Origin of the sequence: Actinomyces glycerinitolerans (assembly GCF_900098745.1) — a bacterium.
Lineage (GTDB): Bacteria > Actinomycetota > Actinomycetes > Actinomycetales > Actinomycetaceae > Actinomyces > Actinomyces glycerinitolerans.
The window spans coordinates 46,769-70,999 of sequence record NZ_FQTT01000012.1 but is presented as its reverse complement, the minus strand read 5'-3'; the positions used below and the strand labels follow the sequence as shown (position 1 = coordinate 70,999).

Sequence of the window (24,231 nt, the reverse complement as noted above, 5' to 3'; positions counted from 1 at the left end):
GGCCGCGTTGCACGACCTTCGGGTGCGTTGCACGACCCCCGGGTGGTCGTGCAACAGGCACCGAGGTCGTGCAATGTCACCGAGGTCGTGCAGTGAGAGGCCCGCGGCACCGCAAAACGAGACCAACCAGCGGTCGAGGAGTATGGACAGTGTGGACCACCGAAATACTCCCGCGGAGGCTGGCCAACCAAGGCACCAAAACCCACAGGTGCCATTAGCGGCACCCCAGACAACCGCTTGTCCACAGTCGACGATGCGAGTAGTGGTCATCGCACCCGACTTCGGCGAATGCTGGAGGCATGCCCGCCTCGCCTGACCAAGCTCGCGACCGTGATCTGTTTCCCGTGCTGATTCACACCGGTCGGCATGACCGCGCCGGCGTCGCGGTCCCCCGCTCCGCGCTGCGGCTTGCTCCCGGCATTCACTGGGTTCCAGCCCCCGAGGCGAAGCGCTGGCAGCACCGCTATACCTTGGCCTTGGCACGCGCCATAACCGCGCAAACAACGCACCGCTCCGCACGCTGCCTCACCCACGCGTCCGCCGCACTTGTACTTGGCCTGCCAATGATGACCCAGGAACCGGACGTATACCTGGCGGTTCCCAGCACGCCCAAGCGAGTTGGCACGCCGCTGCCCTTGATCAGCGTGCCTCCCACGGGACCGCCGCGGTCGAGCGCAAACGAGGACTTCTACTGCCGACAGATCATGCTTTGGCGCCGACACTTGGACCTCCCGGAGAAAGACATCACCGTGGTCGGCGGGGTGCCGGTCACCACCGTGTTACGTACCGCCTTCGACTGTGCGTTCGACGAGCCCGCGCACAATGCCCTGGCGATTGCCGACGCGGCCCTGCGCCTGTACTGTCGCACGCAGCACGACAACCGCAGCCTGGATGCGCAGGCCGAAGCACGCGCCCGCGACATTTGGCAAGAATGGCTTCAACAGTCCGCACGCAGACACGGAGTCGCACAAGCACGGGCAGTACTGGGGGCGGCGACGCCGCTGGCCGACTCTCCTGGCGAAAGCGTCATGCGCTGGCTGACTCTCGTACTCGGACTTGCGCCGCCACAAGTGCAGTACCGGGTGAGCGACCGCGCGAACATGTGGTGGCTCGACCTGTGCTGGCCCGAGCACGGGATCGTCATCGAGGTTGACGGCCGGATGAAGTACATCACCCGGGAGGATGCCTGGCAGGAGAAACTGCGCCAGGACGCCATCCAGGCCATGGGCTGGCGATTCATACGCGTGACTTACGGAGAGTTCCGCGATCTGCGCGCGCTGGCGGACAAGATCCTCGCGGCCTTTCCGCCCGGGGTTGTCGCCTCCCTCAGACCCAACCGTGATCTGCTGCGGCCGGGTACGAGGCTGGAAGCGGGGCTGCACGAAGGCTCCCTGCTGGGAATGCGCCGACGCTAAACGCAGTCGCCCCACGCGTGCTCCCCGAACCGAGCCGACGCCGGGCACATCTCATGCACAGCACGACCCCCGGCTGCGTTGCACGACCTCGGTGCCTGTTGCACGACCACCCGGGGGTCGTGGAACACACACCAGGGTCGTGCAATGTCACAAAGGTCGTGGAACGGCCGCGCTGCCCGGACAGACGCCAATCAGGCGCCGGCCGGGCAGCCAGCATCTAGTTGGCCAACAGCGGACTGTTCAGCAGCCGACCAGGCGCTCGGCGAGGTAGCGCTCCACGCCCTCGAGCGGGATGCGCTCCTGGGCCATGGTGTCGCGCTCGCGCACCGTCACCGCACCGTCCTCGGGCGACTCGAAGTCGTAGGTGATGCAGAAGGGGGTGCCGACCTCGTCCTGGCGGCGATAGCGGCGCCCGACGGCGCCGGCCTCGTCGTACTCGACGTTCCAGTTGCGGCGCAGCCGGGCGGCGAGCTCGCGGGCCGGGCCGGTCAGTTCCTCCTTGCGGCTCAGCGGCAGCACGGCGGCCTTGACCGGGGCCAGGCGCGGGTCCAGGCGCAGCAGCACGCGCTTGTCGACGCCGCCCTTGGTGTTGGGCGCCTCGTCCTCGGTGTAGGCCTCCACCAGGAAGGCCATCAGCGAGCGGGTCAGGCCCGCCGACGGCTCGATCACGTAGGGGGTCCAGCGCTCGTTCTTCCCCTGGTCGAAGTAGGACAGGTCCTTGCCTGAGTGATCGGCGTGGGTGGACAGGTCGAAGTCGGTGCGGTTGGCGATGCCCTCCAGCTCGCCCCACTCCCCGCCGGCGAAGCCGAAGCGGTACTCCAGGTCGACGGTGCGCTTGGAGTAGTGGGAGAGCTTCTCCTTGGGGTGCTCGTACAGGCGCAGGTTGTCCTCGCTGATGCCCAGGTCCGTGTACCAGGCCTTGCGGTAGTCGATCCAGTACTGGTGCCACTCCTCGTCCGTGCCGGGCTCGACGAAGAACTCCAGCTCCATCTGCTCGAACTCGCGGGTGCGGAAGATGAAGTTGCCGGGCGTGATCTCGTTGCGGAAGGACTTGCCGACCTGCCCGATGCCGAAGGGCGGCTTCTTGCGGGCGGCGGTCATCACGTTGGTGAAGTTGATGAAGATGCCCTGGGCGGTCTCGGGGCGCAGGTAGTGCAGGCCGGCCTTGTCATCGACCGGGCCGAGGTAGGTCTTGAGCAGGCCGGAGAAGGCCTTCGGCTCGGTGAAGGCGCCGCGGGTGCCGCAGTTGGGGCACACGAGCTGGTCCAGGGTGACGGTGTCGGGATTGTCAATGCCGTGTTTGGCCGCGTAGGCCTCCTGCAGCTCGTCCTCGCGCAGCCGCTTGTGGCAGGAGGTGCACTCGATCAACGGGTCGGTGAAGGCGGCCACGTGGCCGGAGGCGACCCACACCTCGCGCGGCAGGATGACCGAGGAGTCCAGGCCGACGACGTCGTCGCGGGACCGCACCATGTACTGCCACCACTGGCGCTTGATGTTCTCCTTCAGCTCCACGCCCAGCGGCCCGTAGTCCCAGGCCGAACGAGTGCCGCCGTAGATCTCGCCGCAGGGGAAGACGAAGCCACGCCGCTTGGCGAGGTTGATAACGCGGTCGAGCGTCGAGGGAGTTGCTGCCACTGTGTTTCTCCGTAGGTCCTGTTATGTGCTCTCGTCAGCTGCCGTCCGCGCCCCGCACGCGGTCGCCCGGACGAACGGGCTCAGTCTAAGGGGCGTCACGGGTCGGATTTGACGCCCGCCCCACAAGTAACTGAGAATGGTTCCCATGAACGTTTCTTTGCGCCCGCGCCGCCGCCCGCGCGCCCGCCGCACCCTGGCCGCCCTCTCCACGGTCGCGCTCGGGCTCACGGGCCTGTCACTGACCGCCTGTTCCGCCGATTCCACCGACGACGACGCGGCCGGGGACACGCTGTCCGTGGCGGCATCCTTCTACCCGATCCAGTACCTGGCCGAGGCGATCGGCGGCGACAACGTGACCGTCACCTCCATCACGCCCACCAACGTGGAGCCCCACGACTACGAGCTCGCCCCCAAGGATGTCACCGCCCTGTCGAGCACGGACCTGGTCGCCTACGTTCCCGGATTCCAGCCCTCACTGGACGACGCCCTGGCAGAGGTCGCCGGCCCCACCGTCGTGGATCTGTCCGAGGCGGTCGACCTGGTCCCCCACGACGGCGTGGAGCACGACGACGAGGCCGACGGCGCCCACGAGTCCACGCAAGCCGACGACGGCGCGGACGCGGCAACCACCGACCCGCACTTCTGGCTCGACCCCGTGCGCATGCAGTCAGCGGCGCAGGCCATTGAGACCGCCCTGGCGCAGGCCGACCCGGACCACGCGGCCGACTACCAGGCCAACCTGGCCGAACTCACCGAGGCGCTCGGCGGCTTGGATGCGGACTTCTCCACGGGTCTGGCCCAGTGCGAACGCACGACCTTCGTCGCCGCCCACGCGGCCTTCGGCTACCTGGCCGAACGGTACGGACTGACCCAGGCGTCCGTGTCCGGCGTCGACCCGGAGTCCGAGCCCAGCCCCGCCGAACTCGCCACCGTCAAGCAGGTCGTGCAGGAGACCGGGACCACGACGATCTTCACCGAAGAACTGGTCTCCCCCAAGACCGCCGAGGCACTGGCGGCGGAGACCGGCGCCACTACCGCCGTGCTCAACCCGCTCGAGTCCGCACCCGAGTCCGGGGACTACGCTGACGCCATGTCCGCGAACCTGCAGGCGTTGCGCACCGCGCTGGCCTGCGAGTGAGTACGATTCCCATCATCGACATTCTTGACTCGACTTGCCTCAAAAGGACCCCATGACCCCAACCTCAGCGCCTGCGCGGGCGAGCATCCCACCGATCGAAGTGGCCGACGTCTCCGTGGTCCTCGGCTCCAGTCTGATCCTGGACGCCGTCGACCTGACCGTGCGCGGCGGCGAATCCGTCGCCCTGTTGGGCGCCAATGGCTCGGGCAAGTCCACGCTGGTCAAGACGATTCTCGGCCTGCTGCCGATCCGCTCGGGAGCGGTACACCTGTTCGGCCACGACGTCACCGACCGCCGCACGGTGCCCTGGGAACGGGTCGGATACGTACCGCAGCGGGTCGGGGTGGCCTCGGGTGTGCCGGCCACGGCACTGGAGGTGGTCCGCTCCGGGCTGCTCTCCCCCGGGCATCCCTTCGCCGACCGTGGTCGCACCGCCCGACAGCGGGCCCTGGAGGCCTTGGACGCCGTCGACCTGGCGGACCGGGCCCAGGACCACGTGCAGATCTTCTCTGGGGGCCAGTCCCAGCGCGTGCTGATCGCGCGGGCCCTGGTGCGCTCCCCCGAGCTGCTGCTGTTGGATGAGCCGCTGGCGGGCATCGACCGGGCCTCCCGGGAGGCACTGGCCACCACTCTGGCCGGTTTGCGCGCGCAGGGACTGACACTGTTGACCGTCCTGCACGAGATGGGCGAACTGGCCGACGTCGTCGAGCGGACTGTGGTCCTGGACGAGGGGCGGGTGGCATTCGACGGGCCGAAGCAGGCACTGGCCCACGATCACGCCCGTCACGACGAGCTCGGGCACGACCGCCTGGATGACTGTGAGCACGAGCACGCCCACGGCAGCACCGAGCCGGCCATTCACCACGCCCCGGTGCTGACCACCTCCGTGCGTCAGGCGGGAGGCGTCAAATGAGCGCGCTCGCAGCAGCGCTGGGCGACATGCTCGCCAGCCCGCTCATGCAGCGGGCCTATATCGTCGCGGTGCTGGTCGGCCTGTCGGCCCCGGTGGTGGGCACCTACCTGGTGCAGCGGGGGCTGGCGCTGCTGGGCGACGGCATCGGCCACATCGCCCTGACCGGCGTGGCGCTGGGCTGGATCGCCGGGGCGGCCGCCAACGTCACCCCGCACGACGCCTGGGCGATCCCCGGGGCGATCGTCACCTCCGTGCTCGGGGCGGTGCTGATCGAGGTGATTCGCGCCCGGGGGCGCACCCGCGGGGACGTGGCCCTGGCGATCCTGTTCTACGGCGGCATCGCCGGCGGCGTGATCCTCATCAAGCTGGCCGGGGGCACGACGACGAATCTGACCAGCTACCTGTTCGGCTCGATCGCCACCGTGTCGGCCTCGGACACTCGGTTCACGGTGGTGCTCGCCGTCATCGTGCTGGCCGTGGGGATCGGCCTGCGCGGGCCGCTGTTCGCGCTTTGTCACGATGAGGAGTTCGCGCGCTCGATCGGGCTGCCCACTGGGGTGTTGAACGTGACGGTCGCGGTGGTGGCGGCGCTGACCGTATCGGTGTCCATGCGCGTGGTCGGAGCACTGCTGGTGTCGGCGGTCATGATCGTGCCGGTGGCCATCGCCCAGCTGGTCTCCTACTCCTTCGGCCGCACCATGCACCTGGCCATGGCGATCGGCGTGGCCGCCTGCGTGATCGGGCTGACCATCACCTACTTCCTGGCGGCCTCGCCGGGCGCCATGATCGTGGTGCTGCTGGTGTGCACCTACGCCGTCGTCGCCCTGGTCAGCGGTCTGGTGCGCACCGTCCGTGCCAGGCGCGGGCGCCGTCCGGACGCCGTTGACAACCGCGGCAGCATTGCCCAACGCAACCGCAGCGAGCAGGAGGTGCCCGCATGAGCCAGAACGCGTCCGCCGGTAACGGCAGTTCCCCACGCCACCGCGCCACCTGGCAGCGGGCCGCGGTGGCCGACATGCTGGCGCGTACCGACGAGTTCCGTTCCGCCCAGCAGATTCACGCGGCCCTGCAGGCGGAGGGCACGAAGGTGGGGTTGGCGACCGTCTACCGCAACCTGACCGCCATGGCCGAGGCCGGCGAGGTCGACCAGATCCGCAGCGCCGACGGCGAGGTCCTGTACCGGGAGTGCGAGCGGCCCGAGCACCACCACCACATCGTGTGCCGCTCGTGCGGGCGCACCGTGGAGGTGGCCGGCGGCGAGCTGGAGGAGTGGATTCGCCGGGTCTCCGCCGAGCAGGGCTATACGGACATGGAGCACACCGTGGAGTTCTTCGGCCTGTGCCCCGTCTGCTCGCGAGGTCGGTAGATCTTACCTACCGAGTTCGGTTGATCTTACGTGCCGAGGTCGGTTGAAGTGGCGTCGCCGGGTTCAGGACCGGGACGTCACCCGGTCAACGGCGCCGCCGAAGCGCCGCTCACGGTGCGCGTAGGCCTCGCAGGCGCGCCACAGCTCGGTGCGGTCGAACTCGGGCCAGGGCAGGTCGGAGAAGTACAGCTCCGCGTAGGCCGAGGACCACATCAGGAAGTTGCTGGTGCGCTGCTCCCCGCCGGTGCGGATCAGCAGGTCCACATCCCGCATGTGCGGCGAGTACAGGTAGCGCTGCACGGTCTTCTCGTTGATCGACGCCGCCCGCAGCCGCCCGGCCTCCACGTCCTGGGCCATGGCGCGGGCGGCGTCGGCGATTTCGGCCCGGCCGCCGTAGTTCAGGCACATGTTCAGCACCATGGTGTCGTTGGCGGCGGTGATGCGCTCGGAGCGGCGCACCTCCTTGAGCACCGACTTCCACAGCCGCGGCTCGCGCCCCACCCAGTTCACGCGCACGCCCCAGGCCAGCAGGTCGTCGGTCTGGGCGCGCAGCACCGAGCGGGTGAAGCCCATGAGGAATCGCACCTCCGCGGGTGAGCGCTTCCAGTTCTCGGTGGAGAAGGCGTACACGCTCAGCTCCTTGACCCCCAGTTCGACGGCGCCGGCGATCACGTCCATCATGGTCGACTCCCCCACCCGGTGGCCCTCGGTGCGGGGCAGGCCGCGCGCGTTGGCCCAGCGGCCGTTGCCGTCCATGACGCAGGCGACGTGTGCGGGCACGGCCGCCGGGTCGAGCGCCGGCGGGGTGAGCCCCCCGCGGTGGAGGGGGACGACGTCGAGCGGGCGCGGATCCGTGCCGGTCCCGTCGGCGGATGCTGAGCCTGTGGCGTCGGGCATGTCAGGCCCTTTCTACTAGGGAGAGGGAGCGTAGGCGCCGTTCCAGGTGCCAGGTCAGGTAGGCGGACACGCACCCGGACGCTTGGGCACGCTCGCGCGGGCTCGAGGCGTCGGCCAGCTCCCAGTTTCCCGAGAGCAGGGCACCGAGCAGCGCCATGGCGCCCGGTTCGACGTCGACGGCGCCGGCGGGTCGGCAGCCGGAGCAGACGGCGCCGCCGGCCTGCACGTGGAAGGCGGTATGCGGGCCGGGGGCGCCGCAGCGGGCGCAGTCGTAGCAGGAGGGCGCCCAGCCGGCCAGGGCCAGGGCCCGCAGCAGATAGGAGTCGAGTACCAGACCGGGGGCGTGACGGCGTCGCGCCAGCGCGGACAGCGCGCCGTACAGCAGCAGGAACTGCTGGGGGGAGTCGCTGGTGCCCAGGTCGCCGTCGTCCTGCGTGAGGCGCTCGGCGGTCTCCGCCATGGTCTCGGCGCAGGTGAACATCGCGTAGTCGGCGGCGATGCTGCGGCCGAAGGGGGCGATGGTCTCCACCTGGGTGACCACGTCCAGGCTGCGGCCGGCGTGCAGCTGCACGTCGATCATGGAGAAGGGCTCCAGACGCGCGCCGAAGCGGGAGGTGGTGCGGCGCACCCCCTTGGCGACGGCGCGCACCTGCCCGTGGGCGCGGGTGAGCATGACGATGATGCGGTCGGCCTCGCCCAGTTTGTAGGTGCGCAGGACGATGGCCTCGTCCCGGTAGAGCCTCTCCCCCAAACGGCGCCTCCGTCAGCGCATGGCGCGGTTGACGGCGGAGATCACGGCCTTGAAGGAGGCGGTGGTGATGGAGGGGTCGATGCCGACGCCCCACAGCACCTGGCCGCCGACCTCGCACTCGACGTAGCAGGCGGCGCGGGCGTCACGCCCCTCACTCAGGGCGTGCTCGGCGTAGTCGAGGATGCGCACCTCGATGCCGGTCTGCTCCAGGGCGGTGACGAATGCGTCCAGCGGGCCGGAGCCGGAGGCCGTGAGCAGCTTGCGCTCGTCGCCGTCGGAGATGGTGACGGTGAGGATGGACTCGTCGTCGCCGACTGCGGTAAGGGTCGCCCCCCTTGAGGCTGTAGCGGCCCCAGGCGGGCAGGTCGGCGCCGGGGGCGGCCGCGGCCGGCAGGTACTCGTCGGCGAAGATCGACCACAGCTCGTCGGCGTCGACCTCGCCGCCGAAGGTGTCGGTGTGGTGCTGGACGATGTTGGAGAACTCGATCTGCAGACGACGGGGCAGGTCGAGGTTGTGGGTGGTGCGCAGCAGGTAGGACACCCCGCCCTTGCCGGACTGGGAGTTCACCCGCACCACGGCCTCGTAGGAGCGGCCGACGTCGTGCGGGTCGATGGGCAGGTAGGGCATGGACCAGGGCACGGCCACCTCGGCCTCGGCCTGGCTCATGCCCTCGGCGGTCTTGGCGGCGACCTTCTCGGCGCGGGCCGCGAAGCCCTTCTTGATGGCGTCCTGGTGGGAGCCGGAGAAGGAGGTGTAGACGAGCTCGCCGGCGTAGGGGGTACGCGGGGGCACGTCCATCTGAGTGGAGTGCTCGACGACGCGCCGCACCTCGTCGATGTCGGACAGGTCGAGCATGGGGTCGATGCCTTGGCTGAACAGGTTCAGGGCCAGGGTGACCAGGTCGACGTTGCCGGTACGCTCGCCGTGGCCGAACAGGCAGCCCTCCACGCGGTCCGCACCGGCGAGCATGCCCAGTTCGGCGGCGGCGATGCCGGAGCCGCGGTCGTTGTGGTTGTGGATGGACAGGCACACGGCGTCGCGGTGGGAGAGGTTGCGACTCATCCACTCGATCTGGTCGGCGTAAACGTTGGGGGTGGCGCGTTCGACGGTGGCGGGCAGGTTGAGGATGATTTCGCGGTCGTCCTCGGGCTGCCACACGCCCATGACGGCCTCACAGACCTCCAGGGAGTACTCGCGCTCGGTGTCCACGAAGATCTCCGGGGAGTACTCGTAGCCGAAGATGGTGTCGTCGGTGAGCACCTTCTCCGCCCGGGCCATCACCTGGCGCGTGCCCTCGACGGCGAGTTCGCGGATGTCGTCCTTGCCCATGCGGAAGACGACCTCGCGGAACAGTGGAGACAGGGCGTTGTACAGGTGGACGGTGGCGCGCGGGGCGCCGACGCAGGCGTCCAGGGTGCGGTCGATCAGGTCCTCGCGGGACTGGGTCAGCACCGAGATGGTGACGTCCTCGGGGATGGCGTCGTCCTCCACCAGGGAGCGCACGAAGTCGTAGTCGGTCTGGGAGGCGGCGGGGAAGCCGACCTCGATCTCCTTGAAGCCCATGCGCACCAGCAGGTCGAAGATGGCGCGCTTGGCGGCGGGGCCCATGGGCTCGATGAGGGACTGGTTGCCGTCGCGCAGATCGGTGCTCAGCCAGCGGGGGGCGTGGGTGATGCGGTTGTTCGGCCAGGTGCGGTCCGGCAGGGAGGCGTCGACGGTGTCGAGGAACGGCCGGTACTTGGTGAAGGGCATGCCGGAGGGCTGTTGCGGGGCGGGGCGGGCGGTACGCATGGGTCTGGTTCTCCTGAGCAGGTGTGCTTGGTTCCCGGCACCGGTGCCCGGCGCGCCGGGATGGCTGGCTACGCGAAGTAAGCCGCGGTCGGGGTGCCGGCCTGGTCAGGCCCCGCCGCGGCGACTAAGCAGGAGGTTCCGCTCCCGGACGGAGGTCGCGCGCACGGGGACACCGTACCGCGAATCCGCCGCTCCGCCACGCCAGGTCACAGTGTGGACGGCGCGACGACGGACGGATTTCGCGACTTGCAGCCACAGCAATCGTCATCACTACACGCATTATGTAGTAGGTCTGCTACGATCGATAGCGTACCTACCAGGAAGGAGCGGTTATGTCCCCTGCCCCACCCATAATCGCCGCCCGGGGTGTCGACTTCGCCTACGGCAAGAACCCCGTGCTGCACGACGTCAGCCTCACGGTCCAGCCGGGCGAGGTGGTCTGTCTGTTGGGCCCCAACGGCGTCGGCAAGACCACGTTGGTGGAGAACCTGCTCGGCTCACTGCGCCCGCACGCGGGCAGCGTCCGCGTATTCGACACCGATCCGCGCCGCGCGGGCGCCGCATTCTGGGCGCGGATCGGGCTGGTGCAGCAGAACTGGACCGATCATGCCAAGTGGCGGGTGAAGGATCAGTTGGAATGGATTCGTTCCATGCAGCTGACCGCATCGGCGCGGGTGGCCACGATGGCCGAGGTGCTCGACGCCGTGGGCCTGGCCGACAAGTCCAACTCGCGTCTGTCCCGGCTCTCGGGAGGGCAGCGCCGCACGCTTGACTTCGCGGCGGCGCTGCTGGGGCGCCCGGAGCTGCTGATTCTCGATGAGCCGACGACGGGTCTGGACCCCTCCTCCAAGGCGCGCCTGCACGATCTGATTATGGAGCGCGTCGACGACCGCGCTACCGTGCTGATGACCACCCATGACCTTTCCGAGGCCGAGCGCCTGGCCTCGCGCGTGGTCATCATGGCGGCGGGACGGATTATCGCCGACGGCACCGTGGCCGAGCTGCGCGAGCGGATCAGCAGCGAGGCGGAGGTGACCTGGATGCAGGACGGCGTACGCCATGTGCATGCCACCTCCAACCCCGAGCGCTTTCTACAGAAGCTGGACCTGGACGCGATCAGCGGGTTGACGGTCACCCGCCCCACCTTGGAAGAGGCCTACCTCGCCCTGGTCTCCCAGCCCGCGGAGGACGAGCGAAGCAGCACAGATCACCTGGCCGTCCGGAGCGATCCGGCAACCACCCCTAGCACCAAGGAACCCAGGCCATGACCCCCACTCGATCTCTACCCCTGTCCGTACTACGCGCGGCGGCGCGTCAGGCCTATGGTGACCTGCGCCCGAACATCATGGGAGCCGGCGCGGCGTCAATTGTGCTGACCGTGGCCGCCATATTGGTCGTCTCCCGGATAAGCGACGGTCCGCTCCAAGGTTTCGGGTCTTCCAGCGCCTTCGGCACCATGCTCGCGGCCAGCTGCGTCGGCGGCTTCGCCAGTCTCATCATGATGCAGATAGGCGCGGAGACCTATACCGACCGCATCGGTGGCGCACTGCTGCGGGTGCGTATCCTCCCGCACGGACCGCTCACCTGGGCGATCGGCAAGACGCTTTCCACCGTGGTGCTGGTTTTCATCATGCAGGCGATGATCCTTCTGGGGACTGTCCTCTTGATTGATGTCGCTATGCCCGCCACCGGGACGGCGCTGCTCTGCCTGCTTATTGCCGCGCTGGCCTCGCTGGCGTGCGCGCCACTCGGGTTCTTCCTCAGCGTGTTCATCCGCGGCGTTTACAGTTACATGGTGAACATGGTGATCTGCCTCGCGCTGTTCTTGGCCGGTTGCTGCTACCCGACCTCCGCACTACCGGGCTGGGTACAGGGCATTCAAATGGTGCTGCCGACCTACTGGTCCGGGCACCTGACCCGCTGGGCGCTCGTGGGCGACCCGTCGTGGGAGATCGGCGGCAGCTTCCACCCGGCGTTGGGCTTCGGGGTGCTGCTGGCCTGGGTCGTCGTCGGCTTCGCGCTGGTGCCGCCGGTCATTCGCCGCAGCTTCCGCAAGGAGACGATCGGCGGCCTGAACCGCACCCAGTCAACGATCCGCTCGCAGACTGGGCTGTGAGATGTCCGGAGAGGTCGTTCACAACCGGATCGCCGTGCTGCGCGCGGACCGCAGGGTCAGCCGACGGGAGTTGGCGGAGGCGCTCGGCGTCCACTACCAGACGGTCGGCTATCTGGAGCGCGGCGAGTACGCCCCGTCGCTGTATCTGGCGCTGCGCATCGCCCGCTACTTCGACGTGCCCGTGGAGTCGGTGTTCTCCCTGGAGGAGTTCCCGCCCCTGACCTGAGGGCGCCCACTCAGCGCCCGAACACCTCGAGGTAGGCCCGTTCGGCACCGCCGGCGGGCACGTCCACGGTGGCGGCCACCAGCCCGTCCTTGAGCAGGATTACCCGCTCGCAGACCTCATCGAGCACGCTGAGGATGTGGCTGGACATCAGGGCCATGCCGCCGCCGTCCAGGTAGTCGGCCAGGACGCGCCTGAACAGCAGCACGCCCTCCACATCGAGCCCGTTGAGCGGCTCGTCCAGTACCACCACTCGTGGGGCGCCGAGGAAGGCGCAGGCGATCCCCAGGCGCCGCGTCATCCCCTGGGACAGGCGACGCACTTCGGTGTCGCGGAAGCCGGCGCAGCCGAAGCGGGTCAGGTGCTCCCCCAGCGCGTCCTCTTCCATCTCCAGGCGGCGCATCGCGGCCTCGAAACGGCAGGCCTGCAGGGCGGTGAGCTGTGGGAACAGCCTGCTCTGCTCGGGCAGGAAGCCACACAGTTCAGCGGGCAGGCGCCGACCCAGCTCGCGGCCATCCAACCGGACGATGCCGGCGTGGAGGTCGCCCACCCCGCACAGCGCGTCGAAGAGGGTGGTCTTGCCGGCCCCATTGGGTCCGACGACGCCGAGCACCTCCCCCGCGCTGACTGTCAGGCTCACGGGCCCGGTGCCGCGACCGCCTCGGTAACGGCGCTGCGCGTCAATGACTTCGAGCATGTTCGCTCCTACGCAACAGGTGGGAGACGGCCGGGAGCACCGCCAGGGGCAGCCCCGGAACCAGTGCGAGCAGCGCCCCGCCCAGCTCCGCGGCGGGCAGCATCCGATGCCGCCGGGTGTAGGCGGTGGCGACGTCCGCCAGCACAGTGGCCAGCAGGGGCAGATAGGCCAGGCAGGCCAGCACGGCGGCACCGTCGATACGAGCCCCGGCCCATACGCCGGACAGTATCGCCGTCAGGCATTCGGCAACCAGCAGCGGCAGCGCCAACGTGAACTTGACTCGCCGCAACTCCGCGTCGGCAACACCGTAGCGACTCCTGGCGAACCGGGCGGCAGCTGTATCGTCCACCTCCGCCAGAACACAGATGATGGTCGCCGCCAGATAGGCGCCCGACGCATACACCCCAGCAGAAAGAGGCTGGCCCAGGCGCCCCAGCACGTACGCGATCAGCAGGCCCTCGGCGGCCGCGGCGAGCACCGGCCACCGTGAGGCGGAGCGGAGGTAGGCGAAGCCCAGTGCCGGGAGACGACGCCGCAGCCGGGCGCCCAACGGTAGACGACACCGCAGCCGAGCGCTCGGCGCCATTGGAGCGCCTCGCACCGCACTGCCACGACGCACTCCCATGTTTCCGAGGTCTGTCGTGTCGGCGCCTCGTCCTGCGCCGGCTCCCGGCACAGACCATCCCCCCACGGTATCGACGTCCCGGAACCGCTCCGCTGCCACCGTCACCGACGCCGTCGCCGCCGTCCACGCCGCCAACAGCAGCCCGAAGCGGCTCACGTCGGGCCAGCCCGGGAAGTCCAGCGCGAGCATTCCGCAGGCGGCTTCCAACGCCGTCAGCGGCAGGGACGCGACCGCATACAGCGCGAGGAAATCCGCCGGCCCGAATCCGTAGTAGCGCAGCGCCCCGCGTCGGACGGCGTCGAGATCCCGCAGCAGCGCCGAGGCGTTCGCCGCCGCGACCAGGACCCCGAGCCCCGCCACCGTCAGCGACCGGGCGAGGGAGTCGGCAACGGTTACCGCGCCCCGGGTGGCGGTCCAGACGAGCACGAACACCAGTGCGAGCGCGAACGAGCGCACCGACGGGGTCAATACCAGCCCCGGGCGGTGCAGCCGACACGCGACGGCGATCAAGTTCAGGGCTCTCACGGCCTGCCTTCACCCTCCCGATGACTCACACCAGCATGGGGAACAGGCCCCAGTAGGCGATCGCAACCAGCAACGTGGCCGCACCGATCACGACCGCCGAGAGCACCGCCGCCGCGGGGACGGTGAGCCAGCGGCCCTTCTCACCGCGATCCCGGTTGGCCGCGTGGGCGGCGGCGCGCATGAGCCGGGCGCGGTAGGTCAGTTTGACCAGGATAACCACGGCTACCACCGCAACCAGTTGGACCACCACCCAGCCGCCGTAGGAGAACAGGTAGTTGGTGTGGTAGCTGGTGGCCAGGGACGCCACGCCGAGAATGTAGACGATGTACAGCGCCCAGGCGACGCTGACACTCACGCTCAGGGACACGGCCCAACGGCCGATCGGGTCCGGCAGGTGCAGGCCGCGCCGGCCCCGCAGCCGCGGCCCCTGTCCGAGCAGCCAGCCCAGCCCCGCCGCCGCCATCAGTCCGAAGCCGATGACGAATGTGGCCAGCATGAGGTCTCCGGAGGCGTACCAGCGGGTGGAGGCGGGCCGCTGCGCCCAATAGGCCTGGGTGGGGGTGGCGCCGGCGACGTGCGGGACGGCGGCGGCCGTGTCGGGCAGGCCATTGACCCAGCGCGACAGGTCACGGGTGACCCCCGGGGCGAGAGAACCGTCGGTGGTGATGCCGAGCTTGAGACCGTGGTTGGCGCCGTCGTAGTAGCGGACGGTGAGCTGGTCGTTGTCGGCGGCCTGCAGTGCCTCCCACACGGTGCTGGGGCCCTGCACCAGGGGCATGGAGGCGTCGGCGGTGCCGTACATCATGAGGATGGGAACGGTGATGGTCTCCAGGTAGGACACGGAGTCGAAGTCGGCGTACTCGAAGCCGCCGCCGGGGATCTCCGCGCTGCCGAGCACGCGCGGAATCAGGTCGAGCATGGCCTGCGGCACGCCTACGTTGCGCATGTAGCTGTCCACGGCCAGCGCGGCCTGCTCGCGCAGCCGCACCACGGGGGCGCTGGCCAGAATGAGGAAGGCGACGCGGTCGTCCTCCGCAGTCAGCACCACCCCGGGGATGGCGCCCTCGGACTCTCCGTAGATGCCGACGTCGTCGCTGTCCACGCCGTCCAGGGCGACCAGGTAGTCGAGACTGCGCTGATAATCGGCGGCCATGGACAGGTAGTCCCGGTCGGTTGCGGAGTAGTTCTCCATGGGTTTGGAGGGCACGAGCGTGGTGACGCCGGTGGAGGTGAGGGCCTCGGCCTGTTCGGCGAAACCCCAGATGGAGTGGGTGCCCGCGCCGTGCATGAAGACGACGCCGGGCGTGTCCTCCTCAACGCCTACGGGACGGCGTAGCAGTGCGGGCACCTCCTCGCCGTCGGCCTGGGTGATGGTGATGGTGGTGGTCTCCACCTCGTAGGTGCCGACGGCGGCGGTGGCAACGGCCCCGCCGATGCTGGTGTCGGTGGTGGATGGGGCCAGCGAGTCGGTCAGCGGCTGGGGGTTCCAGCGGGGACCGGCGAAGGTGCCGATCAGGCTGAGGCCGAGGACGGCGACCACCACGCCGCCGATGGTGCGGTGGTCGGTGGAGACCGCGAGCACGAGGGCGCCCAGGCCGACGGTCAGCATGATTTCCCAGATCTCCCGGCCGCCGGTGCCGAGCCACCCGAGGAGCACCGCTACACCGACGGCGGCCGCCAGCACGATCAGAGTGCGGCGCCGCTCGGTGCGCCACAGCCGGGACAGCAGCGCCCAGGCGCGGCGGGGAAATTCACGCAGCCAGGCCCATCCGGAGCGCAGTTCGGCGGCGGTGATGCGTGCGGGCTGGGCTTTGGGCCGGGCGCGACGCGGCGAGACCGGCCGGGTGCGTCTCCGGCGCGGCGACGCGGTTTTGGGGCGCGGAGCCGCACCCCCGCCGGATCGGTCGTCGGGTGGTTGGGACAGCGGGGACATGGGCGGGTGGGCCTTCAGAATCCGAGCCTGGCGAGGGCCTTCGGATCGGACTGCCAGTCCTTGACGGTGCGCACGTGCAGGTCGAGATAGACCTTACGGCCCAGCAGCTCCTGGATGCCGCGGCGGGCCTCGGAGCCGATGGCCTTGAGGTTGGCGCCGCCCCGACCGATCACAATGGCCTTCTGGGAGTCGCGCTCCACCAGCAGACTGACGCGCACCTGCAGCCGGTTGCCGGTGCCCTTGACGCGGCCCGCGTCCTGGGTCTTGGGGTCGACGATCTCGTCGACGACGACGGCCAGGGAGTGCGGCAGCTCGTCACGCAGCCGCTCCAGGGCGGCCTCGCGAACGAGCTCGCCGACCATGACGGCCTGGGGCTCGTCGGTGACGGAGTCGGTGGGGTACAGCGGCGGGGATGCCGGCAGGTGGGAGGTGAGGACTTCCTCCAGGACGTCGACCTGGTCCCCCTTGAGTGCGGAGACGGGCACGATGTCCGCCCACTGTCCGAGCTGGTCGACGGCGAGCAGCTGCTCGGCCAGCTTGGCGCGGGAGACGGTGTCGGTTTTGGTGACGACGGCGACGACGGGCTTGCCCAGGTCGGCCAGTTCCCGGGCGATGAGCCGGTCGCCGGGGCCGATCTTGTCGCCGGCGGGTATGCAGAAGGCGATCACGTCCACGCCCGTGAGCGTGTCGCGAACGAGGTCGTTCAGGCGTTGGCCGAGCAGGGTGCGGGGGCGGTGGAAGCCGGGGGTGTCCACCAGCACCAGCTGGGAGCCGGGCCGGCTGACGACGCCGCGCACGTTGTGGCGGGTGGTTTCGGGGCGGCCTGAGGTGATGGCGATCTTTTGGCCCACCAGCGCGTTGGTCAGGGTGGACTTGCCGGTGTTGGGGCGGCCGAGCAGGCAGACGAAGCCGGCGCGGAAGTCCTCCGGGTAGTCGGGGACCGCGATGGGGGCGCGGGTGGGGTCGTCCGCGTCCGGTTCGTCGGGCAGGATGGGGAAGCCGTCGGCGTCGGTGGCACTGGTCATCGGGGGTCCTAGGTCCTCAGTCGTCGTTGGGGTTGTCGCCGTCGTCGGCGTGATCGTTGGGGGAAGCAGCGGCCGCGGGGCCGTCGGGCGGCGCGGGCGGCCCGACGGCGTCGATGCGGGAGGCTAGCAGGGTGGCGACCTGGCGGCGTCTACCGGTGGCCTCCTCGGCCACCAGGCGGATGCCCTGCACGTCGCCGCTGGCCCCGGGCAGTGGTACCCGGCCGATGGCCTTGGTGAGCAGGCCGCCGGCGGTGTCGACGTCGTCGTCCTCGATCTCCAGGTCGAAGAGCTCGCCGAGGGCGTCCAGGCCCAGGCGCACGGGCACGCGGAAGGTGCCATCGCCGAGGTCCTCGGCCACGGGCTCGGCGTGGTCGTGCTCGTCGGTGAGTTCCCCCACGACCTCCTCCAGCAGATCCTCCATGGTGACCAGGCCGGCGATGCCGCCGTACTCGTCCACCGCCAGGGCGATGTGGAAGTGACCAAGCTGCATTTCGCGCAGCAGGTCGTCGGCGAGCTTGGTCTCGGGCACGTACACGGCCTCACGCACGAAGGACACCACCGGCCGCTCCCCGTGCTCGGGGTGGTCGGACAGGCGCCGCAGCACGTCCTTGAGGTAGAGGATGCCGCGCACGTCGTCGGCGTCCTCCCCGATCACGGGCACGCGCGAGTAGCCGGAGCGGACGAACAGGCGCATGGCGGCGGAGGCGGGCTTGTCCTCGTCAATGGTGACCATGTCGGTACGGGGGACCATGACCTCGCGTACGAGCGTCTGGCCGAGCTCGACCACGCTACGCAGCATCTCGCGGTCCTCGTCCTCGATGGTCTCCGAGTCGCCGATCTCGTCGATCATCTCGCGCAGGTCCTCGGTCACCTCGGCGCGCGCCTCGGCGTCGGTGCGGGTGGAGGCGCGGCCGAAGCGGGACTGGAACCAGCGCCAGGGCGCCCCCAGAGCGTTGACCCGCTCCAGGATGCCGGCCAGTGCCAGGAGCGTGCCGGCGGGGTTGCGGCGGCCGGCCGAGCGCGGGGACACGCCCACGAGCAAACCCAGCAGCACCAGGCTGACGGCCACGGCCACGAGGAGTGCCTGCCACCACTGCTCGAAGCGCCCGGCCACGCCCAGGGTGACCAGGACCGCCACCAGCATGTCGACGCCGGCGCGCAGGACGGCGAGGGTTCCCAGCACCTGCTCGCGCTTAGCGGTCAGGGCGGTCACGCGGCCGGCCCCGCGGCGGCCGTCCTCGACCAGGTCCTCGGCGGCGGCCCGGGTCATGCGGCTCAGCGCCCCCTCCCCCGCCGAGAGCACCATTCCGAAGCCGAGCACGACCACCGCCACGAACAGCAGCGGGGCGGTGGGGGCGGCGGTCACTTGCCGCGCTCCGCCAGGAAGGTCAGCAGGAGGGTGCGCTGGAGGGCGAACATCTCCTCCTTCTCCTCCGGCTCGGCGTGGTCGTAGCCGAGTAGGTGCAAGATGCCGTGCACGGTCAGCAGCAGCATCTCCTCCACGGCGCTGTGGCCCGCCTCGAGCGCCTGCTTCGCGGCCACCTGCGGGCACAGCACCACGTCGCCCAGGGTGCCGGGCGGCGTCTCATTCTCCGCGGTGCCGGGGCGCAGCTCATCCATGGGGAAGCTCATCACATCCGTGGGGCCCTCCAGGTCGAGCCAGCGCTCGTGCAGCTCGGCCATGGGCTCGGGCTCGATGAACAGGATGTTCAGTTCGGCCATGGGGCTCACGTGCATGGCGGCCAGCACGTAGTCGGCCAGGGCGGTGAACTCGGTGGCGTCGATGGGGGTGGTGGTCTCGTTGATGACCTCGGTGGTCATGGGCGGTTCCTGTCTCGGAATTCGGAGGGGGTTCGGCGGCGGGCGCCGCCACGTTGGGGGGCCGGCTCGGCGCCGCGGCCGGGGCGACCGGCCGGTTCGGCGCGCTCGGCGTCATAGCGGGCGTAGGCGTCGACGATCTGGCCGACCAGCCGGTGCCGCACCACGTCGGCGGCGGTCAGCTCGCAGAAGCTGATGTCCTCCAGGCCGTCGAGGATGCGGCGCACCACCCGCAGCCCGGAGGGGCGCCCACCGGGCAGGTCGATCTGGGAGATGTCTCCGGTGATCACCATCTTGGAGCCGAAGCCGAGGCGGGTGAGGAACATCTTCATCTGCTCGGGGCTGGTGTTCTGGGCCTCGTCCAGGATGATGAAGGCGTCATTCAGGGTGCGCCCGCGCATGTAGGCCAGCGGGGCCACCTCGATGGTGCCGGCGGCGATCAGCTGCGGCAGGGCCTCGGCGTCGAGCATGTCATGCAGGGCGTCGTACAGGGGCCGCAGGTAGGGGTCGATCTTGTCGGTGAGGGTGCCGGGCAGGAAGCCGAGGTTCTCCCCCGCCTCCACGGCCGGGCGGGTGAGGATGATGCGGGAGACCTGCTTGCGGGCGAGGGCATCGACGGCCTTGGCCATGGCCAGGTAGGTCTTGCCGGTGCCGGCCGGGCCGATGCCGAAGGTGATGGTGGAGTTCTCGATGGCGTCGGTATAGGCCTTCTGACCAAGTGACTTGGGGCGGATGGAGCGGCCGTGGGTGGTCAGTACCTCGTCGGTGAGGACCTCGGCGGGGCGGGCGGAGGCGTCCAGCAGGCCGATGGCGCGGTCGACGGCGTCGGCGGTCAGGGGCGTGCCGGCGCGGGCGATGTCGATCAGTTCGGACAGCAGGACGATCACGACGTCGACGCGGGCGGCCGGGCCGGTGACGGTGACGGTGGTGCCGCGCGCGTACACGGACACGTCGGGGAAGCCGCGTTCGACGGCGCGCAGCACCTCGTCGCGGGCGCCGAGCAGGGCGACGGGGGCGAGGTCATCGGGCAGGGTCAGGGTGCGCGTGACGTCGGCCGGGGCGGCGCCGGCCGCATTGGCGGGTGTGCTGGTTGTACCAGCTGAGGCGGAGGTGGTCGCCGCGGTCGCGGCTACTGGTGTGATGGGCGAATTCGTCATCTTGAAGCCCATGCTACCGGCCGGACCCGGACGGTACAGGCCGCGTTCGCGCTGAACGGTGTCATCCCCACCACCGAGGTCGGTAGACGTTACGTGTCGAAGTCGGTCGATGTGGCGCACCCAACGGCTCGGCCCGGATCCGCTAGGGTTGCTCCGTCGCTCAGCGGCAGTGATGCCCACGGTCGGGAGGTGCGAAGCGAGTGGTGATTTGGTGAGTAGCGATCTCCGCGCGCACGAGTATGTGAGGGGCAGGATGTAAGCGATGACCGAACTTCTAACTCTCGGACCCGAAGGCCGAGTCGTCATTAATGAAGGAAAGACGCTTGAGCTCAAGCGCGATCTGTCTTCACCCGACGGGCCACTGCGGACGATTGTTGCCTTCGCCAACTCCGCGGGCGGGCGGCTGGTCATCGGAGTCGCGGACGATGGCACGGTGGTTGGCGTCGAGGACCCGCTCGCCGAGGAGGAGCGCATCGCCAGCCTCATTGATGACCGGATCTCACCTCAGTTGGTCCCCGCGATCGATCTGGTGACGCTGGCAGACAAGACGGTGCTCGTTGTTGACGTGCCGCTCAGTACTCGCCGACCTCACTACATCACCCACCAGGGCGCCGAGGCCGGCGTCTACGTGCGCCTCGGCTCCACCACTCGGCAGGCGGACCCGGCGCTGGTGGCCGAGCTTGAACGCAACGCCCGCGGTATCGCCTTCGAAGACCTTCCCGAACCGCGCGCCACACTGGAAGACCTGGATCTGCAGGTCCTTTCCGATCTGCGCGGACGCGACACGTCCGTCGACGACCTCCTGGCACTCGGTCTCGCTGCCAAACAGGGTGACCAGATCGTCCCCACCAATGCGGGCATCCTCGCCGCTTGCCCCGACCCTACGCGCTTCCTGCCCTCCGCCTGGGTCCAGTGCGGGCGCCTGCGCGGCCCGCACGGCACTGACATCTTCGACCAGACCGAGATCCATGGCCCCATGGCGCTGGCCGTCGACCCCGCCGTGGACTTCCTACTCAAGCACGCCTACAAGACCGCGGTCTTCGGCGAGGTCCGGCGCCGGGATGTCTACTCGATCCCCATCGAGCCGATCCGCGAAGTGATCGTCAACGCCCTCGTCCACGCCTCCTACGCAGAACGCGGAACCCCCATCCGCATCGGCTTCTACGACGACCGCATCCAGGTGGACAGCCCCGGCCTGCTGCTGCCGGGCATGACCATTGACTCTATGCGGCGTGTGTCCCGCCTGCGTAACCCCGCCCTCGCGCGTATCTTCCGCGAGGCCGGGATCATGGAACAGTGGGGTACCGGTGTCCAGCGCGTCTTCGAGCAGGTGGCCGAGGCCGGTCTGCCCGAGCCCGTTATTGAGGAAATCCAGGACCGCGTACGGGTCATCATCCAGATCCCCAGCCATGACCCGCGGCATGCGGCCGCCACACACCCCGGATCGCACGAAGCACGCAGTGCCCACGAGCCGGAGACTGAGGACCAGATCAGCCCAGAACATGCCTACACACATAGCAATGACGATAGATATGACGGTAGGTATGATGTGGCAATGATGCGCGCGGCAGCGAATGGGCCGGTTCACCGGAACACGCTCCTGGAAGCCGCTGGCCTTAGGCCCCTGTCACAGAACTACGCGCGGCACGTCGTTCCACTGCTGAATCGTGGGCTGATCGCCATGACCCTGCCGGACAAGCCCCGCAGCAAAGCGCAGAGATACGTTCTGACGGATAAGGGCCGCGCCTACCTGCGCACCCTTACGGGAGATGCCGAATGAATGCCATGTCGGCCGTCCGACGCCGACGCCGCGAGCACTTCGAGCTCGACCGGCGCCAGCAGTACTTCCGGCAGGTCAGGGAGTTCACGATCGCCTACATGCGCAAGCAATAGCCGGCCGCCCGCGCCTGCCTTGCCCCACGCCGCCCTCACCGCACCCGCCGCGGCACGGTCAGGGCGGCCACCGCGAGGATCGCCACCCCCACCCCGGCCACCAGCCCCAGGTCGGCGGCGAAGGCGGTAGTCGGCGAAGTGTTCGCGCTCAGCTCGCCGACGGCATCGACGGCCCAACTCATGGGCAGCACGTTGCTGCACAGCTCCAGCACGCGCGGCAGCTGGTCGCGGGCCGCCAGCAGCCCGCACAAGAAGATCTGCGGGCCGATGATCACGGGGAAGAACTGCACGGCCTGGAACTCGGTGCGGGCGAAGGCGGATACAAACAGCCCCAGCGCCACGCCGAGGAAGCCGTCGACCAGCGCAGTGAGGATCACCCACACCCAGGGGGCGGCGATCTGCACCCCCAGGCACCAGGCGGCCACCGCGCACAGCAGCAGCGACTGACCCACTGCCGTGGCGGTGAAGGCTGCGGCATAGCCGAGCAGCAGGTCGGCGCGGTGCAGCGGCGTGGTCCACAGCCGCTCCAGGGTGCCGGAGCCGCGCTCGCGCAGCATGGTGACGCTGGTGACCAGGAACATGACGACCAGCGGCAGGATCGCCATCATGGCCACGGCGATCCGGTTGAACAGCTGCTCGCCGTGCGGATAGTCGTAGTAGACGAAGTACAGCAGGGTCAGCAGCGCGGCGGGCACCACCATGATCAGTCCAAGGGTGCGCCGGTCGGCCGCCAGCTGCGCCAGCACCCGGCGCACGGTAGCGGCGAAGGTGCGCGCGTTCATCACTGTCCCTCCCCCTGCTCCGTTCGCCCCGCCCGCCGGACGACGTCGAGGAAGGCCGCGTCGAGCGTGTCGGCTCCCGTGCGCTCCAGCAGCTCGCTCGCAGTCGTGTAGGCAAGGAAGCGGCCGGAGCGCATGAGCAGCACGCGATCGCAGTGGAAGGCCTCATCCATGACGTGGCTGGAGATCAGCAGGGTGGCGCCCGCATCGGCCAGTTCCCGGAAGGTGGCCCACAGCCCCTCCCGGGTCAGCGGGTCCAGGCCGACCGTCGGCTCATCCAGTACCAGCAGTTCCGGGCCGGCCACCAGGGCGCAGGCGAGCGAAACCCGTCCGGTCTCACCGCCGGAGAACGTGCTCACGCGCCGGTCGGCGAGCCCGGTCAGCCCCACCGTGTCCAGCGCCTCATCGATGTCGCGGGCGCGTGCCCCGGCGAGTGCGGCGAAGTAGCGCAGGTTCTGGCGGGCGGTCAGGTCCTTGTACACGGCCGCCGCCTGGGTGACGTATCCGATCCGGCCGCGCACGGCGGGCGTGCCCGGCCGCTCCCCCAGGACCCTCACCTCGCCGTCGTAGCGCTGCACCCCGACGAGCACCCGCATCAGGGTGGTCTTACCGCAGCCGGACGGCCCCAGCAGGCCGGTGATGGAGCCGGGTCGCAGGTCCAGGTCCAGGCCGTGGAGGATCTCCGTGCCGCCGCGGCGCACCCGCAGTCCGCGCACGTGTACCGCACTGCCGACAGCCCCCGCGACGGCCGGATCGGCAGGGCCGGCGACGGCACCCAAGCCATTTTTCATCATGTGATGAATATATGGGCACGGCGACGGTTCGGCAAGGACTGCGGACTACTCCCTGGGCTCTTCCACGGTCTTGAAGGCCCCGGCCTCCTCGGCCGGGCCATCGTGCGCATCACCGAGGTCACCGGTCAGGTAGTGCTGGATCACCGGCCCCACGGCGGCCGCGAGCTCCTCCGGGCTTGCGGCGGATACGGCGTCGAGGCGGGCGATCCAGCGCGTCATGCCCAACCCGACCAGGTGTCCGGCGATCAGCTGGGACCGCAGCCGGACCCGATCGGGAGCCACACGTTCGACCAGCGGAGTCACCAGGGCGCCCACCACGAGCTCCCGTATGCGGGCGACAACGCCCTCGTGAGCCAGCGCCGCGCGCACCACCGCGGCGAAGCGGTCCGCCCCCATGCGGTCCCACTGGGTCACGAACAGGCGCACCAAGGCGGTTCCCTGCCGAGAGGCGGGCAGGCGCCGGACGTCGTCCAGAACGGCCGGATCCATGACGGGCCCGTCCGGCCCGTCATAGACGGCCTCCACGAACAGGTGCGAGCGCTCCGGGAAGTAGTGGTGCACCAGGGCGGGGTCGACGCCGGCCGCCCGGGCGATGCCTCGCAGCGAGGCGTTGTAGCCGTCGCGGGCGAAGGCGGCGCGGGCCGCCTCTAGAATCGCCTGCCGGGCGTCCGGGCTCCCGGCCCGCCTACGCCCTCGCGTGCCCATCTCGCCCCTCCTGCGCAACTATTGACGAGTCGAA

At 69.6% G+C, this 24,231-nt stretch carries 22 protein-coding genes and 1 pseudogene; 9 read left to right on the top strand and 14 right to left on the bottom strand.

The features are described 5' to 3' along the window. The first annotated feature begins 299 nt into the window (after positions 1-299). Positions 300-1,415: a hypothetical protein gene (locus tag ACGLYG10_RS10550; protein WP_073331574.1), complete on the top strand. Its 1,116-nt coding sequence runs from the start codon at positions 300-302 to the stop codon at positions 1,413-1,415. Positions 1,416-1,655: 240 nt separating this feature from the next. Here ACGLYG10_RS10550 and ACGLYG10_RS10545 read toward each other — a convergent pair whose 3' ends face one another. Further along, positions 1,656-3,050 (bottom strand): glycine--tRNA ligase, encoded by a 1,395-nt coding sequence (locus ACGLYG10_RS10545; RefSeq protein WP_073331571.1) that lies wholly within the window; start codon positions 3,048-3,050, stop codon positions 1,656-1,658. A 136-nt stretch (positions 3,051-3,186) separates the two neighbouring features. Between ACGLYG10_RS10545 and ACGLYG10_RS10540 the strand changes: the two genes are divergently transcribed. The 4 genes from ACGLYG10_RS10540 to ACGLYG10_RS10525 are packed head-to-tail and all read left to right on the top strand — an operon-like array spanning position 3,187 to position 6,467. Further along, a complete protein-coding gene (locus ACGLYG10_RS10540) occupies positions 3,187-4,188 on the top strand; it encodes a metal ABC transporter substrate-binding protein (RefSeq protein ID WP_432416227.1) in 1,002 nt (333 codons plus the stop codon). A 52-nt stretch (positions 4,189-4,240) separates the two neighbouring features. Further along, a complete protein-coding gene (locus ACGLYG10_RS10535; RefSeq protein WP_073331567.1) occupies positions 4,241-5,101 on the top strand; it encodes a metal ABC transporter ATP-binding protein in 861 nt (286 codons plus the stop codon). Next, entirely contained in the window at positions 5,098-6,042 is a 945-nt protein-coding gene (locus ACGLYG10_RS10530; RefSeq protein ID WP_073331565.1) for a metal ABC transporter permease, read from the top strand. Before ACGLYG10_RS10535 ends, ACGLYG10_RS10530 begins: the two co-directional genes overlap by 4 nt. Next, positions 6,039-6,467: a Fur family transcriptional regulator gene (locus ACGLYG10_RS10525; protein ID WP_073331563.1), complete on the top strand. Its 429-nt coding sequence runs from the start codon at positions 6,039-6,041 to the stop codon at positions 6,465-6,467. Before ACGLYG10_RS10530 ends, ACGLYG10_RS10525 begins: the two co-directional genes overlap by 4 nt. Positions 6,468-6,530: 63 nt before the next feature. Here ACGLYG10_RS10525 and uppS read toward each other — a convergent pair whose 3' ends face one another. From uppS to leuA, 3 genes and pseudogenes are all read right to left on the bottom strand, one after another. Further along, a complete protein-coding gene (uppS, locus tag ACGLYG10_RS10520; protein ID WP_073331561.1) occupies positions 6,531-7,364 on the bottom strand; it encodes a polyprenyl diphosphate synthase in 834 nt (277 codons plus the stop codon). Between the two features lies 1 nt (position 7,365). Beyond that, complete coding sequence (recO, locus tag ACGLYG10_RS10515; protein ID WP_073331558.1) at positions 7,366-8,115, bottom strand: DNA repair protein RecO; 750 nt, start codon at positions 8,113-8,115, stop codon at positions 7,366-7,368. Positions 8,116-8,127: 12 nt separating this feature from the next. Then, a pseudogene (gene leuA / locus ACGLYG10_RS10510) lies at positions 8,128-9,907 on the bottom strand (2-isopropylmalate synthase). Positions 9,908-10,239: 332 nt separating this feature from the next. On the opposite strand from leuA, the gene ACGLYG10_RS10505 reads away from it, so the two are divergent. From ACGLYG10_RS10505 to ACGLYG10_RS10495, 3 genes are read left to right on the top strand one after another with little or no spacing between them, the layout of a single operon-like run. Beyond that, the gene (locus tag ACGLYG10_RS10505; RefSeq protein WP_083565852.1) at positions 10,240-11,175 is read left to right on the top strand and encodes an ABC transporter ATP-binding protein; all 936 of its coding nucleotides are present in this window, start codon (positions 10,240-10,242) and stop codon (positions 11,173-11,175) included. Further along, on the top strand, positions 11,172-12,023 hold the full coding sequence (locus tag ACGLYG10_RS10500) for an ABC transporter permease (protein ID WP_073331555.1): 852 nt from the start codon (positions 11,172-11,174) through the stop codon (positions 12,021-12,023). Before ACGLYG10_RS10505 ends, ACGLYG10_RS10500 begins: the two co-directional genes overlap by 4 nt. 1 nt (position 12,024) lies before the next feature. After that, complete coding sequence (locus ACGLYG10_RS10495) at positions 12,025-12,249, top strand: helix-turn-helix transcriptional regulator (RefSeq protein WP_073331552.1); 225 nt, start codon at positions 12,025-12,027, stop codon at positions 12,247-12,249. Between the two features lie 10 nt (positions 12,250-12,259). Here ACGLYG10_RS10495 and ACGLYG10_RS10490 read toward each other — a convergent pair whose 3' ends face one another. The 7 genes from ACGLYG10_RS10490 to ACGLYG10_RS10460 are packed head-to-tail and all read right to left on the bottom strand — an operon-like array spanning position 12,260 to position 20,026. Further along, positions 12,260-12,943: an ATP-binding cassette domain-containing protein gene (locus tag ACGLYG10_RS10490; protein WP_073331549.1), complete on the bottom strand. Its 684-nt coding sequence runs from the start codon at positions 12,941-12,943 to the stop codon at positions 12,260-12,262. Beyond that, positions 12,927-14,093: a hypothetical protein gene (locus ACGLYG10_RS10485; RefSeq protein ID WP_073331546.1), complete on the bottom strand. Its 1,167-nt coding sequence runs from the start codon at positions 14,091-14,093 to the stop codon at positions 12,927-12,929. Before ACGLYG10_RS10485 ends, ACGLYG10_RS10490 begins: the two co-directional genes overlap by 17 nt. Before the next feature lie 25 nt (positions 14,094-14,118). Continuing rightward, positions 14,119-16,026 carry an alpha/beta hydrolase family protein gene (locus ACGLYG10_RS16870; protein WP_280173614.1) on the bottom strand — a complete coding sequence of 636 codons (1,908 nt, stop codon included), beginning with the start codon at positions 16,024-16,026 and terminating at the stop codon, positions 14,119-14,121. Positions 16,027-16,040: 14 nt separating this feature from the next. Continuing rightward, positions 16,041-17,051 (bottom strand): GTPase Era, encoded by a 1,011-nt coding sequence (era, locus tag ACGLYG10_RS10475; RefSeq protein WP_083565851.1) that lies wholly within the window; start codon positions 17,049-17,051, stop codon positions 16,041-16,043. Positions 17,052-17,067: 16 nt separating this feature from the next. Beyond that, entirely contained in the window at positions 17,068-18,417 is a 1,350-nt protein-coding gene (locus ACGLYG10_RS10470; protein WP_073331543.1) for a hemolysin family protein, read from the bottom strand. Then, positions 18,414-18,872: an rRNA maturation RNase YbeY gene (gene ybeY, locus ACGLYG10_RS10465; protein WP_073331540.1), complete on the bottom strand. Its 459-nt coding sequence runs from the start codon at positions 18,870-18,872 to the stop codon at positions 18,414-18,416. The genes ACGLYG10_RS10470 and ybeY overlap by 4 nt, the downstream gene beginning before the upstream one ends. Then, entirely contained in the window at positions 18,869-20,026 is a 1,158-nt protein-coding gene (locus tag ACGLYG10_RS10460) for a PhoH family protein (RefSeq protein ID WP_073332056.1), read from the bottom strand. Before ACGLYG10_RS10460 ends, ybeY begins: the two co-directional genes overlap by 4 nt. Before the next feature lie 262 nt (positions 20,027-20,288). Here ACGLYG10_RS10460 and ACGLYG10_RS10455 point away from each other — a divergent pair, with 262 nt between their 5' ends. Next, complete coding sequence (locus ACGLYG10_RS10455; RefSeq protein ID WP_073331537.1) at positions 20,289-21,806, top strand: AlbA family DNA-binding domain-containing protein; 1,518 nt, start codon at positions 20,289-20,291, stop codon at positions 21,804-21,806. 148 nt (positions 21,807-21,954) lie between these two features. Here ACGLYG10_RS10455 and ACGLYG10_RS10450 read toward each other — a convergent pair whose 3' ends face one another. From ACGLYG10_RS10450 to ACGLYG10_RS10440, 3 genes are read right to left on the bottom strand one after another with little or no spacing between them, the layout of a single operon-like run. Beyond that, positions 21,955-22,701 (bottom strand): ABC transporter permease, encoded by a 747-nt coding sequence (locus ACGLYG10_RS10450; RefSeq protein ID WP_073331535.1) that lies wholly within the window; start codon positions 22,699-22,701, stop codon positions 21,955-21,957. Further along, on the bottom strand, positions 22,701-23,492 hold the full coding sequence (locus ACGLYG10_RS10445; protein ID WP_244542663.1) for an ABC transporter ATP-binding protein: 792 nt from the start codon (positions 23,490-23,492) through the stop codon (positions 22,701-22,703). Before ACGLYG10_RS10445 ends, ACGLYG10_RS10450 begins: the two co-directional genes overlap by 1 nt. A 45-nt stretch (positions 23,493-23,537) precedes the next feature. Further along, on the bottom strand, positions 23,538-24,197 hold the full coding sequence (locus tag ACGLYG10_RS10440) for a TetR/AcrR family transcriptional regulator (protein ID WP_073331532.1): 660 nt from the start codon (positions 24,195-24,197) through the stop codon (positions 23,538-23,540). Between the last annotated feature and the right edge of the window lie 34 nt (positions 24,198-24,231).